11 protein-coding genes are annotated in these 12,885 nt (G+C 71.8%); 7 read left to right on the top strand and 4 right to left on the bottom strand.

Going from position 1 to position 12,885, the window contains the following annotated elements; translation table 11 throughout:
* Positions 1-192: 192 nt before the first annotated feature.
* Complete coding sequence (locus tag RM479_RS12480; RefSeq protein WP_311511890.1) at positions 193-822, bottom strand: tetratricopeptide repeat protein; 630 nt, start codon at positions 820-822, stop codon at positions 193-195.
* 345 nt (positions 823-1,167) lie between these two features.
* Between RM479_RS12480 and RM479_RS12475 the strand changes: the two genes are divergently transcribed.
* Entirely contained in the window at positions 1,168-2,565 is a 1,398-nt protein-coding gene (locus tag RM479_RS12475; protein WP_311511889.1) for a hypothetical protein, read from the top strand.
* Between the two features lie 47 nt (positions 2,566-2,612).
* Here RM479_RS12475 and RM479_RS12470 read toward each other — a convergent pair whose 3' ends face one another.
* On the bottom strand, positions 2,613-3,035 hold the full coding sequence (locus tag RM479_RS12470; protein WP_311511888.1) for a YchJ family protein: 423 nt from the start codon (positions 3,033-3,035) through the stop codon (positions 2,613-2,615).
* A gap of 259 nt (positions 3,036-3,294) precedes the next feature.
* On the opposite strand from RM479_RS12470, the gene RM479_RS12465 reads away from it, so the two are divergent.
* A complete protein-coding gene (locus RM479_RS12465; protein ID WP_311511887.1) occupies positions 3,295-3,768 on the top strand; it encodes a hypothetical protein in 474 nt (157 codons plus the stop codon).
* Positions 3,769-3,843: 75 nt separating this feature from the next.
* Here the strand turns inward: RM479_RS12465 and RM479_RS12460 are convergent, their stop codons facing one another.
* Positions 3,844-5,415 (bottom strand): hypothetical protein, encoded by a 1,572-nt coding sequence (locus RM479_RS12460; RefSeq protein ID WP_311511886.1) that lies wholly within the window; start codon positions 5,413-5,415, stop codon positions 3,844-3,846.
* Between the two features lie 137 nt (positions 5,416-5,552).
* Positions 5,553-7,187 (bottom strand): hypothetical protein, encoded by a 1,635-nt coding sequence (locus RM479_RS12455; RefSeq protein WP_311511885.1) that lies wholly within the window; start codon positions 7,185-7,187, stop codon positions 5,553-5,555.
* 600 nt (positions 7,188-7,787) lie between these two features.
* Between RM479_RS12455 and RM479_RS12450 the strand changes: the two genes are divergently transcribed.
* The 5 genes from RM479_RS12450 (at position 7,788) to RM479_RS12430 (ending at position 12,857) form a co-directional block, all read left to right on the top strand.
* Complete coding sequence (locus RM479_RS12450) at positions 7,788-8,519, top strand: class I SAM-dependent methyltransferase (RefSeq protein WP_311511884.1); 732 nt, start codon at positions 7,788-7,790, stop codon at positions 8,517-8,519.
* Positions 8,520-8,985: 466 nt separating this feature from the next.
* Positions 8,986-10,206 (top strand): chromate efflux transporter, encoded by a 1,221-nt coding sequence (gene chrA, locus RM479_RS12445; protein ID WP_311511883.1) that lies wholly within the window; start codon positions 8,986-8,988, stop codon positions 10,204-10,206.
* Between the two features lie 107 nt (positions 10,207-10,313).
* Positions 10,314-10,748, top strand: coding sequence for a hypothetical protein (locus RM479_RS12440; RefSeq protein ID WP_311511882.1), 435 nt, complete (start codon positions 10,314-10,316; stop codon positions 10,746-10,748).
* 557 nt (positions 10,749-11,305) lie between these two features.
* Positions 11,306-12,307 carry an amidase domain-containing protein gene (locus tag RM479_RS12435; protein WP_311511881.1) on the top strand — a complete coding sequence of 334 codons (1,002 nt, stop codon included), beginning with the start codon at positions 11,306-11,308 and terminating at the stop codon, positions 12,305-12,307.
* A 46-nt stretch (positions 12,308-12,353) separates the two neighbouring features.
* Positions 12,354-12,857, top strand: coding sequence for a hypothetical protein (locus RM479_RS12430; protein WP_311511880.1), 504 nt, complete (start codon positions 12,354-12,356; stop codon positions 12,855-12,857).
* The last annotated feature ends 28 nt before the right edge of the window (positions 12,858-12,885 follow it).

Raw genomic sequence — 12,885 nt, 5'->3', positions numbered from 1 at the left:
CCCACCGGCGAAGCCCCGGATCTCCTCGGCATCGACGGGGACCACCCGGACGCGCCGCGCACGGTCGCCACGGTGTCGTCGTCCGATCCGGGGCAGGACGCCCTCCCCGGTGCCGTTCGGTGGACGCCGTACGGGCCTCCACCCGACCACGGGACGTGATCGGGCCTCGGTGACCGGCACGGACATCACCGCTCACCGAGAATGGAACACCCCGGGGGTGTCCGTCCCCTGTTCCGAGCGCTCTCGCCAGAACCGTCCGGCGGCCTCCATCACCACCAGGTCGTGCACGTCCGGTTCCAGGCCCGCGTCCCCCCGCAGGCGGGCCCGCCCCACCAACGGACCGATGTCGAAGACGCTCGCCCCGGCCAGGGACTCCCCGGGACGGTCCAGGAACTCCCGGGCGGCGATGTTGTAGCAGTGCAGCGCCCGCACCGGGTCCCCGTCCCCCTCGAACAGGTCGGCCAACAGCCCGGCCGGGCCGGGCCGCAGGTCGGCCGACTTCATCAGGTCCTCCACCATCCGCTCCGACTCCGCCGGATCACCGTGCTCGCGCAGGTCGCGGGCGATCTCGATGAGCGCGTACTGGGCGTCCTCGGGCGTCGGCGGATGGTCGCGCAGGGCCACCAGCAACCGCAGGCCCTGCTCCCGGTCGCCCTCGTGCAGCAGGTACTCGGCGGTCTCGACCAGGATGGTGCCGGTCTCCTCCGGATAGCGTTGCAGCTCACGGCGCAGCCCCTGCCGCAGATCCAATTGCTCCAAGACCTCCGCCAGCGCGGAGGGAACCGTCGCGGGGTAGGAAGCCCCGATCGTGTCATCGGTCATGGAGACGACGCTAAACCGCCCGGCACCGCCGTGTGGGGTGTTCATCCGAATCGGGCCCTCCTTCCTTCTCCACGGGACCGGCCGCCGCCCCACACCCGGGGCGGCCGGCCCGCACGGGCTCCGCCCCGCCCGATCCGCTCCCACCGCGCCTCCCACCCGTCCTCAGGGGTCCACGGACCGGGCGCACGGGCCCGGCCCTGAGATGCCCCTTTTCCCGACGAACGCGCGGTTCGGCCTTCTCGACCACGGTTTTTCCGCGCCAATGTTCGGGAAACCCGCCCACGACCTCACCCCGGAGCGGTAGAGAAGGGACGTCGCTTCCTTCCTCGTGAGGAGAATCCGGGATTGAACACGCCCTCTCATCACCCGCGGCCCCCGGACCCTCCCCGGGTCTCCGCACGACCGATACACCTGCACCCGGAGACACAGCTGGCCTTCTCCGCCTCGCACTGCCCCCTGTACGCCAACGCCCTGGCGCTGGCGCGCTGGGCCGGCCCCACCGTCCCGGTCACCCCGCGCGGGTTCCCCGAACCCCCGCTGATCGGGGAGGCCGTGCGCGCCCTCTCGCTACGGCCCGCCGGACTCCCCCCGGAGCCGTCGGGGGACGCCGGCCCGACCCGCGCGGAGGACCTCTCCTCCATCGACCCCCTGTTCGCACTGCCCTGGTGGGAGGCGATCCGCCTCGGCATGGTCGAACTGGCCGCCGGGCAGGCCCGCCCCGCCCCGGACCTGGAGGAACGGGCCCGCGACCCCCGACAGATCCTGCGTTGGTGGAACGACATGTTCGAGACCACCGTCGAGAGCGTTCGCGGCGACCTGGCCGGCACCGAACCCGGCACCACCGGCCCCGACCTGCTCCCCCGGGTGCTGCGCTCCCTCTACGAGGCGCCCGACCGGTCCCGTGTCCCGCTGAGTGACCTGGTCACCGAACTGTCGACGGGACCCGAGGCCCTGAGCGGCCTGTCCGACCGGGTGCGCCACCGCCTGTCCGACCTGCTCCTGCCCATGCTGTGGCAGCTGACCGAGATCGGGGCGGTCCACCTCGACCACCGACACGCACGGCCCTCCTCCGGGCCGTGCCTGGTGCGGCTCACCCCGCTGGGCCGTTTCGGGGTGCGCGAGATCCTCCTGTCCGTGGGGGTCCCCGCCCCGCTCATCGAGGACTTCAGCCGGGTGGGCGCCGCCGAGTTCCTCGACTCGCTGCACTCCTTCTCCCTGGACGGCCGGCTCATCGCCATCGACTCCTGGCTGGCCGCCCGCACCCCGGCGCGGGCCCTGCGGGAGATCGGCGGCGCGGTGGACCGGCCCGGGTCGGCACTGCGCCGCTGGGACGGCGCCAAGGTGCTCAACCTGACCAGTTCGCACCTGGGCCCGCACCTGCGCGCCCTGCTGGGCTCCGAACGGCCGGCCCTGGTGAGCCTGGCCGCGATCGTCCTGCTCGGCTCACGGATGCTCGATCAGGGGGAGATCGACCGGATCATGGAGGACCACGGCCCGTGGGTGGTCGTGGACATGGTCGCGGCCGCGATGTCGACGGGAGAGATCGGCCTCGTGGACTTCCTCACCTCTCCCGACACCGCCGGTCTGGAGACCCTGCTCCTGGACGACGTCGACCGGCTCCGGCGGGTCGACCACCCCGACACCGTGCGGGTCCTGGAGGCTTTGTGCCGCGTCCACCCCGACCCGGACCGCGCCGCCCGTTTCCGGGCCGCCGCCGTCCGGGTCCGACGCGACCGGCATTGACCCGCGGTGGTCGCGCCGATCCTCCGGCACGGCCCCACGGGGAACGTTCAGGCCTGCGCGTCCAGGTAGACCCAGGCGCCGTCGACCCGGACGAACCGACTGTGCTCCACCATCTCCCCCGCCCGGCCGCCCTCCCGGTACCGGGCACGGAAGCGCACCGTGCCCTCGCCGTGGAAGGGGGTACCGCCCTCGGTCCCCAGGATCTCCAACCCGGTCCACTCGGTGCGCGGATCCACCTCCACCCGGGCCGGACGGGTATCGGGATGCCAGGTGCGCGCCAGGTACTCCCGGTCCCCGACGGCGAAGGCGCTGTAGCGCGAACGCATGAGCGCCTCGGCGGTGTTCGCGGCCCACGTCCCGTGGTGCGCCCGACCGCAACAGGAGCCGTACTCCCCGCCCCCGCACAGGCAGGGGTCGGTGTCCCCGGGGCGGGACGGGAGGGTGCGTTGACGTGATCCGCGTTGCGACATCCCTCCATTGTGGCCTCACCGGCGCGGCCGGGGAAAACCACCGGCGTCCACCGTCCGCCCCTCCAGGGGCGCCCGCGTCCCGCGGCCCGGGACCCGCACACCGGCGCTGTACCCGAGTGCGGCCACGACCCCGGCCGGAACCACCGTCCTCCTCACCCGCCCGCACACCCACCAGGCCCGCGAGGCCCCACCCCGCCATGACCTCTCGACACGGCACGGAGCGGATCGGCCGCCACCGCCGGTCGGGGACACTGGTCCCATGACCTCTCCCCTGGACGACGACCCCCTGGAACTGCTGTCCGGCCCCTCACTCCTGCCCGACCGCGCCGAGGAGTACGCGGAGGCCGTCCGCGAGCTGGTGCGCGAGGTCGCCGCGCTGTCCGACCTCGGCGAGTGGACGGCCGCCGAGTCCCTGGCCCGCCGCGCCATCGTCCTGATCGACCGCACCGCCCCGATGCTGACCGACCCCGCGCTCCCGTCCGCCGAGGCCTCGGCCCTGGTCCCCCTGCACGCCACCGCCTGTGCCCGGGCGGGGGTCGACCCGCACGAGGTGGCGCGGTGGCTGCTGGCCGCGCAGGCCAACGGCCAGGACGTCCCCGCCGTGTCGGTGGAGGCCTACGCCGACGCACTCGGCCCGGAGGGGGCGGCGGCCTACACCGCCTCCGTGACCGCCCTGGACGAACTCGACCCTCCCGCCACCCGCCACGGCGAACGGAACACCCCGTCAACGTGACCCGGACCCGAGGGGCCGGGGAGGGCGGAGCCCGACCGGCCGCCGGTCGGGCTCTCCCTGAACCGACGACGGCGATCACACCAGCGAGCGCACCAGGGAATCGAACTCCTCGTCGGAGGTGAGCAGCGTCGCCTCCCCCACCACGTGGTCGACGCGCACCCCCACCTCCCTCGGCTCCGGCGGGCGTCCCAGGTTCCGGCCCCACGCCGACGGATGCCACCAGTACAGCCGTCCCGCGCTCCGCGCCCCCGGGTCGCCCACCCCCACCAGGCGGTCCGCGATCGCGTTCATCACCTGCATCGCCGTGACCGGGCTCCCCTGCCCCAGCGGGTGCGCGTACATCACGTACGGCGTCGGGAACATCACGACCGCCCCGTGCGGCATCTCCCCCGCGTACCTCGGCAACACGTACGCCTGCGCGGCCACGTAGGGGTGCTCCCCACCGATGCACAGCAACCGCGTACCGTCGGCCCCACGCTCGCGCACCCGCACCGGCTCGTTCACCGAGGACTCGACCGCCTCGGCGAACACCCGCGCCTCCGACCGCCCCTCCCAGGCGAACACCGCCCGGTCGACGGGCGGGGGGGGCTCCGCCCCCGGCCCCTCCAACACCACTCCCTGCCACAGCCCCGGAGCGACCTCCCGCACCTGCGCCCGCTCCCGGACGGCCTGCGTCGACTCCGGACCGCGCAGTAGCCGGACCCGCCACCGGCCGGCGAAACCGCCGCCGTCCACCGTCCGGCGGGCCCCGCGCCGATCCCACCACCGGGTCCGCTCCCGGACGAACGCGGCGGCCTCCCGCCCCAGCTCCTCGGGGGGCAGACCGCCGAAGGCGGAACAGAACCCCTCGACGTCGGCCCATTCCCGCCGGCCGTTGCCGAAGACGACCCTCACCACACCCAGCGCGCCGAGCGAGGCACGCGCCCCCAACCGCGCGAACGCCGCGACCAGGGCCTCGACGGCCGGCCCACCGCCCTCGACGCGCCGGAAGACGGACGCGGCGAACCCGGCCGCGGCGGAACCCAGGGCGCCCGGCTCCGCCACCGCCCTCTCGAACTCCTCGCGCAGGTCCTGCCGCAGGATCAGGCGCCCGTCGCGGGTGAGCACCTGAAGCGAGGTCGGCGGCCGGTACCCGACCACCCCGCCCTCCGCCTCGAACTCACGCGCCACCAGCTCCGCGTACTCGGCGTACAGGGCGTCCACGTCCACCGAACGCGCCTGCTCCAGCCGCTCCCGCCACCACCCGGGAACGTGCTCCTCATCGCGGGGGAACCGCTCCAGCTCCTGCCGGAACACCACCGGCGCCACCCCCGACGGCAGCGTCGGCTCCGCGTCGCGGTCGTAGGACACCCCGAACCGCCCGGACGGGGCGACCGTGAACTCCAACGACGTCCAGGTCCCCTCGCCCTTCCGGTGGCAGGCCCGTTTCAGACCGGCGACCGCGTCGGACACCGCCCGGGGGATCCACGCCTCGGACACCGCACCGTCGGCGTCCACCACCGACAACGTCTCGTGCGAGAACCCGCCCACGGACACCACCCGGTGGACCATCTCCCGCCACCCCTGGGGGGCCACCGACAACAGGACGCGTGCCGTCTCCTCGGCCTGCTCGACCCGACGCATCGGTCCGGGGGGCGCGGTCGTCATGAGGGCTCTCCGTGTTCAACTGGTCGTGAGGTGCGCGGACCCCGCTCTGAAGGACGGGGAGGAGGTCGACGGTTCGCACCGATCACCCCCTTTCCTATCGGTTCCCGGCGGTACCGGTGTCCCGGGAACCGTCCGGCTCACATCAACGAGGGGATCAGCGTCGTGAACTCCTCGTCGGAGGTGAGCAGGGACACCGACCTGAGCCCGTGGTCGACCTTCACCCCCACCGGGCGCAGATCCGGAAGGTCGGTCTCGTCGGCCCGCTCCCGGGACGAGGGGTGCCACCAGTAGGACCGGGTCGCGTCGACCTCCCAGCCCACCTCCCTCGGCCACCGGGCCAGCAGACCGTTGAGCCCCTCCATGGCCGCGATCGGATCGCCCTGACCCAGCGGGTGCGCGAGCACCGTCCGCGCGTCGGGGAACGCCACGATCGCCCCGTGCGCCAGTTCCCCGGTGTGCCGCTCCAGCACGTGCGTCTGCGCCGCCGCGTACGGGTGCGCCCCCTTCACCGTGACCAGACGTGCTCCGTCGACCCACCCCTGCACGGTCTCGACCGGCTCCGCGATCGAACGCCGCACCGCCTCGGCGTGCACCTCGGCGTACGTCCGCGCCGAATCCCCGTACACCACCCCCTCCAGGTCCGCGGGGCCCAACGGGCCGTCCAGCACCACCCACTGGTGCAGACCCGTCTCCGAGCGCAGAGCCCTGTCGGGGAACAGGTGGAAGGGCGCTCTCCCCGTCCTGAGGGACACCCGCAGCCGGTGATCGAAGGGCTCCGCGCCCTCCCCCGCCCGCGAACGCCCGAACCACGCGGTCACCCGGTCCGCGTACCAGGACGCGGCCTCCTCCATCCGTCCCTCGAAAGCGTCCCGCGCCCGTTCGCGGAACGGGGTGAGGTCGGTGCGCGCGCCACGGCCGTCGACCCCGGAGAGGACGAGCACGTCGGCGTCGGTGACGAACGACCGCACACCCCGGCGCGCGAGCTCGGCCACCACCGCGCCGACCGCCGTGTCCGGGCCCTCGCCCCGGTGCCCCCGGCCCCGGTCACGGACCCCCCGCAGAACGGCGCGCACGAACTTCGCGGCCGTGTCCCGCGCCAGGGGGGCGTTCGGCTCGGGGGCGGGACCGGTGAGGAGCCGGTCGGGCAGCGTCCGGGCGAACAACGGGTCGATGTCGTGCAGGGCGAGCGGGCGCCCCTCGGGGGTGAGCAGGCGCAGCGACGACGCCCGCCGGCCCAGGACGGTCAGACCCTCGTGCTCCAACGCCCCCCTCACCAGGGCGGCGAACTCACCCCGCAGGGCCTCGACGTCCAGGCCGCGGACCTTCTCCAGGGTCTCCCGCCACCACCGCGGTACGTGCTCCTCATCGCGCGGGTACCTCTCCCATTCCCACAAGGACAGGACCGGGTAGGCCTCCGCCGGCGGCGGGCAGCCGACGTGGTCGTACTCCACGGTGTGGCGTCCCGGCGCCTCGACCACCAGGCGCATGTCCAGCCACGTGCCCTCGCCCGGCACGTACCAGAGGTCCTTCAGCCGCTCGACCACCGGGTTCAGGGAGACCGGCGGCACCGGTGCGGTCTCGCGCCCCTCGGCGGTGACCACCCCCAGCCGCCCCCACTCGGGTCCGCCGACGGGCGCGGCCCGGTAGGAGATCACCCGCCACCCCGCGGGCGCCTCCGCCGCCAGCAGCCGGACCAACTCCTCCAGCAGCGCGCCCTCCCGCTCCGGGTCGGGTACGGGCCGAGGTGTCGGGGCGGGGGGCGCGGTGGCCATGAGGGCTCTCCGTGTTCGTACGTGTGCGGGGACCGCCCCCTTTCCTATCGTCTCCCGGCGACGCCCCGCACCACCCGGGTCACGTCGCGCGGGCCCGTACCCCGGTCGGCCCTGTTCGTCGCGCGGCCTCCGGGACATGACGCGCACGATGCGTCATCGGCACCCCGTCGACCGGCCGGGATGAAGATTCCATGACCGATATGCCATCTTTATATTGTAGATCATATGTTTTCATGATTTTTTTCGTGAAAACTCTGCGAGGTCGGCATGAAACCGATACGTTCGGTCGCGTGGACGCCCCCCGAGAGAAGAGGCATCCCCCCGCCCGTGACAGCGGACGGTCCCGCTCCGCCGGAAAGGGACGGTGGACCTTGGCCGCAGAACCGCAGGCGGAACACCTCCGGCACGACACGGATCCCACAACGCCGCACGGCCCGGCCGAGCGACGAGGGCCCGCTTCAGGGGATCGTGGGAACAGGTGGACTCCACCCGGGGAAGAAGTGAGAACACCTTTTCCCTTCATCGACTGTAGGCTGCGAAGCGCACTTTTCCCATCGAGGAAAACGTGCATCAGTCGACAAAGCACAAGGAAGAGAAGAAATGCCCACCGTCGAATGGAATCGCAGCACATGGGGTAAAAAACACTCCTGGGACAAGAACGGCGACGAGTGGTCCTTCATGGCGGCCCACTGCGGACAGCCCTACGAGGAGTGGAAGTCCTCGCTCATCGACACCCTGCTCGTCCCGGGCGCCTCCCGAGGCGCCTCCCTGGAGATCGGCCCCGGCCACGGTCGATGGACCGAGCACCTGCTGGACCACTCCCCGTACGTGTGGATCGTCGACGTCAACGAGACCTGCCTCGACCACTGCCGCGAACGGTTCGCCGACCACCCCGGCCTGCGCGTCCACCACACCGCCGACAGCGGCATGGACCCCGTCCCCGACGCCTCCATCGCGTTCGTGTGGTCCTTCGACGTCTTCGTCCACCTGGACCCGGACGTCATCACCGGCTACCTCGGAGAGATGGCCCGGGTCATGGCCCCGGGAGCGACAGCGGTCGTCCACCACGCCGGCAAGCCCGACTGGTCGCTGCGCCTGGCCCCGTTGACCCGACGCACGGGCCGTCCGGGCCACGTCGCCCAACGCTGGATCAGCCAGCGACGCTGGCGCGACGACGGCAACCGCTCCGACGTCTCCCCCGAGGCCTTCGCCCGCTGGACGGCCGACGCCGGCCTGGAGGTCGTCGAACAGCGCCGTTCGTGGGGCGACCGCGACCAGTACACGGTCACCAGGTACCGCGACGGCATCACCGTCCTGCGCAAACCCGCCTGATCACCCCGGTGCCCTCGCCCCTCGACGAAGGCACCGGGCGGCCGTGACCACGCGCGGGCCGCCGGGATCCGCGCACCCGGGGACACGCGGTCGATGGCCGCCCCGGGGGACGTGCCCGACGAGCGGCATCGCTCCCACGGCCCCACCCGCCCGTGATCGTTCACCTCCGGTTCCGTGGCGTGCCGCGTCCACGTCACCTCGAACGGGCGGTCGACGTGGGAACGTCGGGACGACACCGTTCGTCGGCCACCTCCGTCGGCGTCGGGGACGGCTCGGCCCGCGTGGATCACCGGCGGAGCGAGGCACCTGCCACGTCCGGCACCCCCGTTCGACGGCCTCGCGCTCCAGGTCGATATCGTCCGACGACATCGGACGAGGTGTCCGCAGAGGACGTCCCCCGAGAAGGAGCCCCCACCGTGCACTCATCACCGACGCCCCCGGGGTCCGTTCCGCCGAGGACGCGCGGATGAGCGGGGAGACCGTGGAGGAGAGCCCCGGGACCGGGCGCGGAAGCGCCGGCGAGGTGTTCCGTGCCTTCCTGGTACTGGGATCGACCTCGTTCGGCGGGCCGGTGACGCACCTGGGCTACTTCCGCGAGGCGTTCGTGGTGCGGCGCCGCTGGATGACCGAGGAGGCCTACGCGGACCTGGTGGCGCTGTGTCAGTTCCTGCCCGGCCCCGCCTCCAGCCAGGTCGGTATGGCCATCGGCCTGCGCCGGGCCGGATACGCGGGGATGGCCGCGGCCTGGGTGGCCTTCACACTGCCCTCGGCGGTGCTGCTGGTGGCCTTCGCCCTGGGCGTGCAGGCCGTGGGCGCCGAACCGGGGGCCGGCTGGTTGCTGGGGTTGAAGGCGGCTGCGGTGGCCGTGGTCGCCCACGCCGTGGTGGGCATGGCCGGCAGCCTGGCGGCGGGAAAACGGCAGGCCGCTATCGCCGTGGTGGCCTTGGTCCTGGTCCTGCTGCTGCCCTCGGCACTCAGCCAGGTCGCGGCGATCCTCGTGGGCGGCGTGCTGGGCCTGTTCTGGCTGCGTGCGACCGGGTCCGTCGAGAACGGAGCGGACGCCGGCGAGGTTCCCGTGGGGCGCGGGACCGCCGTGGTGTGCCTGGCGGTCTTCGCCGCCCTATTGGTGGGCCTGCCCGTGCTCGCCGCGCTGACCGCAGGTCCCGCCGTGGGGCTGGCGGACGGTTTCTACCGGGCCGGATCGCTGGTCTTCGGTGGCGGACACGTCGTGCTTCCGCTGTTGGAGGCCGAGGTGGTGGGGACCGGCCGGGTGGACCACGAGTCCTTCCTCGCGGGCTACGGAGCGGCCCAGGCCGTACCCGGACCGCTGTTCACCTTCTCCGCCTACCTGGGCGCGCTGACACCCGTGGCCGGGAGCCCGCTCCTGGGCGCGGCGATCGCCCTGACCGCGATCTTCCTGCCCTCGGCGCTGCTGCTCGTGGGCACGCTGCCCCTGTGGGAGCGGCTGCGCACCGCCACGCGTGCGCGTGGCGCCGTGGCCGGAGCAGGTGCGGCGGTCGTGGGCATCCTCGGCGCCGCCCTGTACGACCCGGTCTTCACCCAGGGCGTGGTCTCACCGGCCACGATGGCGGTGGCCTCCGTCGCGTTCGTGGCGCTGGCCGTGTGGCGCACGCCCGCCTGGGCGGTGGTCCTGGGCGCCAGCGCGGTCGGGTTCCTGGCGCTGTGACCTCCTCCCCCTTCTGAAGGAGGGGGATTCCGACCGCCCCCAACGTGCGCGGAATCCGCCCTGTGGACAACCCGATCCGGCCCGATCCGCGCGCACATACTCAGAACATGCTCACCTCACGTGCCCGCATCCTGTTGTCCGCGCTCCTGCGGGATCTGCCCGGCCGACACCACATCCTCACCCTGCACACCGGCCATACGATGTCCACCACGATCGCCCTCCGCCACGGAGCATGGGACATCGGCCACCCCCCGGTGGTGGAACGGCTGACCACCACCCTCGCCGGCGGCCGAACGGCGGCGCTGATCATGCGCACCTTCACCGACCGGATCTCCCACACCCTCCCGAACGGGGTCGACATCCCGGTCAAGGTCGTCCGCGGATGGCGGGTCGCCGCCCACACCCTCGTCCCCCTCGACGAGGCCGAGATGTTCGACGCCCACTGCACCGACGCCGCCTCGGGCGAACCCCTGCCACCCGAACTCGGCGTCGAGTTCACGGCCGCGCCGCCCATCGACCTCGCGGACTTCCACACCCACTGACCGGAGCACGACGCCGGGGAGAACGGTGGCATCCTCCTCACGGCCACCCCGTCACCGGACGGAGGCGACGGGTCCGCTCCCCGGTCACGGCCCTGAACGGCGCGGTCGAACCGGAGGAGGCCTCCCGGATCCTCGTCGCCCTCCGCTCCCGGCAGCCCTCGGGCAGTGCGATCCCGTCCACCTCCTCGCGGGCAGCCGGCCACCTCCTCCACCGAAGCGGTCGGGAAGAGTACGAGGTCCTGGGCGCCGCGCCCCCGCAAGTGGCGGGGAGAGCACCGACTAACGCACTCGGAAAGCCTGGCGGTTCTCTCTTGTCCCACTACGGACAGAAGATGAACAAAAGTTGGATCAACCCTGTACCAAGGGCTAGGTTCCAAAGGTCCTGAATAACGAGAGGGCCCCGAGCCCTCCGACTTCCCACCAGAGGCCCGTACGTGTCCTTGAATCGCCGTTCCCTGTTCACCGCCGCTGGGCTCAGTGCCACTGCCTTCGCTTTTCTCCCCCCGGGTGCGGCTTCGGCCTCGACCGGAATATCCCCCGCCGATGAGAAATTCCTCTTGGCACAGGCCCGGAATTATCTGGCGCTGCGTTCGGATCAGCTCGTCAATTCACCTTCGCTGTTCGGAAGGCTGACCGACGGACTGGCCGTCGACTCCGCGTTGGAGGAGCGGATCCACGACGACATCGTCGTGATCGAGGACCACCGTGAAGGGGACCGCTCCGTCGACGGCGGCAATGCGGCGGCCGACGTGGCCGTCTCCCTGATCGAGATAGCCGCCGAGAGTGATCGCGCGACGATCACCGTCGAGGAGAACTCCAAGCTCTACTACCAGAATCCCGCCCCCGGCGAGCCGGAGTTCAGCGAGTACTGGCTGAGGCACGAATTCGTCTTCGTCCAGGGCCGCTCCGGATGGGTGTTGCTGGACTCCACGCCCGAGTTCGCCCCGGGTGTCCTGTTGCCCGCCACACAGGTGATCGACACCGGGTCCGCCTTGGAGGAACCCGAGGTCGCGGGTGAGGCCGAGACGACCGGCCGGCCCCTGGAGACCGCGGAGGGCTCGGGCATGGGCACCATGGCGCTGAGCAAGGCAAACAAGAAGAAGGTCGTCGACTACGCGCAGAAGTACGTCAAGAATTACAACAAGAACTACCGTTCGTACAAACAGGACTGCACCAACTTCGTTTCCCAGGCCATGAAATCGGGCGGCTGGAAACATACCGGAAGCGTCATCGGTCGCAAGAGCAGCACTAATTGGTTCTATGGGTCGATGACGGCCACCACGAGTTACACCTGGGCGGGCGCGGAGAACTGGGGGATCTTCGCCCGCGACAAGTCCAAGCGCACGAAGAAGATCACTCTCAAGAGTCTGGCCGCAGGCGATATCCTTCAGGCGGCCTGGCGCAAGAATTCCGCCAAGGACCATTCGATGATCGTGGTGAAGACCGGTTCCGGCGGCGAGAAGTACCTCAACTACCACTCCACGGACACGAAGGAGGAGAAGCTCAGCCGGATCAGGCAGCGCCACCCGGGTGCCACGTGGTACCCCCATCGGACCTGAGGAACGGGATGGGACCGACGGACATCGAGCACGGAAAGAGGACGACATGGCGCTCAGGGGACTCCCCCCGTTCCTCGCGGCGATGACGGTCTGTCTGTTCGCGACCTCCTGTTCCGGGGAGGACGCGGGTCGGGCGACCGCCCAGGAGGCCGCAGAGGCCTACATCGCGGCGATCAACGCCGCGGACGTGGAAGGGCTGCTGGCCATCGGAGAGCCGGAGGCCGAACGAGAGCGGGCCGAACTGGCCTTGGAGGCCCACGGCGGGGAGGAGTTCGTCCCGGAGGAGAGTTGGTCACGGCAGTACTTCCACGGCACGTGCTCGGTCCGCTTCGACGGCTCTCGCGGCGGGGCGCGGGAGACCCTGTACGTGATGGTCTACGAGGACGAGGGTCGCTGGTTCGCGGTGTTGCCGTTCGGTGAGGACGGGCCGGGCATGTGGACCGACGAGGAGGTCTTGGAGGAACTCGGCTACGACGACGCCGAGGACATCCCGGACGTCCCCGGGGAGGAGTGGGTGACCGAGGAAGACAGCGCTCCCTGCCCCTCCTGACGGATCACGCCGATACGAGATGCGGGCC

This window comes from Nocardiopsis lambiniae (assembly GCF_031845465.1).
In the GTDB taxonomy this organism is placed as follows: Bacteria; Actinomycetota; Actinomycetes; order Streptosporangiales; family Streptosporangiaceae; genus Nocardiopsis; species Nocardiopsis lambiniae.
The sequence above is the reverse complement of the archived record's forward strand: the minus strand, read 5'-3'. Positions and strand labels throughout refer to the sequence as shown.